The sequence below is a fragment of the Acinetobacter sp. 228 genome (assembly GCF_048147885.1).
The window spans coordinates 1-1,162 of the sequence record NZ_JAYWYV010000446.1 but is presented as its reverse complement, the minus strand read 5'-3'; the positions used below and the strand labels follow the sequence as shown (position 1 = coordinate 1,162).

The 1,162-nt window shown below is 39.0% G+C and carries 1 pseudogene; it reads left to right on the top strand.

Annotation, left to right across the window (positions count from 1 at the left end):
* Nucleotides 1-1,162 (top strand): annotated as a pseudogene (locus VXQ92_RS19740) (hypothetical protein); the annotation flags it as partial.

Genomic DNA, 1,162 nt, shown 5'->3' with positions numbered 1-1,162 from the left:
GGTTCCGTAATTCAATCTGTAGGTGTAATTGCCAAGGGTGTGGCAGTAGGTATTATTGGGCTAGCAAGTGCAATTCAGGTCGTTATACGACTCATTCAAGGCTTTGTAGAGCAAGCAGCAAACGTTGGCGCTACATATGCAAATGTTATGACAGCTGATGGAGTTGTTGCTAAAGGACAGGCTCTAGTTAATGGCTTTAAAAATGGTTGGTCCATTGCCAGTGATACTGTAAACGATTCAGTAGCGACCATTAAAGGCTCAATGAAGTCCATGAATGATGTGCTGGATGCATCAGTTCCTAAACTTGATAAGCTTGGTCAGTTGTATTACGACACCAGTGGTGCAATAGACAAAACCAACAAGGGCCTTAAAACAAACGCAAAAGAAGCTAAAGACGCAGAGAATGCTGCAAAAAAAGCTGCTCAAGAATCGAAAAAGCATGCTCAAGAATTAGAGAAGATCAATGAAGAACGTCTCAAAATTCAGTATGAATACTCTGATAAATCCAAACAAATTGAAATGGATTTGCAGAAGGAAATTGAGCGCTTACAGAAATACGGCATGACTCAATATGTCTCTGTAGCGATACAGAAAGCGAATGATGCAAAACTCATTAGTGATGCTCAACTTGCTTATGATCTTTATTCCTTCAAGATGAATGAGCAAGAGAAACTTAACGCAAAAACTAAGATTGAAGGGCTCAGAATTCAGAAGAGTCTTGAATATAACGCTGAGGAAAAGAAGTCTCGTTTAAAAGCCTTAAAGGAACAATACGATTATGAAACTAACCTAATCAATCTTGCTGCTGAACAAAGAAAACGTGCTTACGAGCAGACTTATAGTAATTCACTAAGAGATATTCAACAGGCTAGAGCGCTCTTAGCAGCACCCAAAGGTGAACGTGAAGGTTTATCAACGCAGTTCGGGGAAAGTAATGCAATGTCTGATAATGACAATGCATTATTGAATGAACAAGATAACTTAAAAGCAAAACTAGCCAAAGGTGAAATTCTAACTCTTGAATACAACAAGCGTATTGAGGATGCTGTTAGGCTCCATGAGGAGACCAAGCATAAGATACAAGAGGAATATGCACAGAAATATCAAGATTTGCAGAAGGGTCAATATGAATCTCAGTTGCAAATCTGGTCCAGTCTTTTAA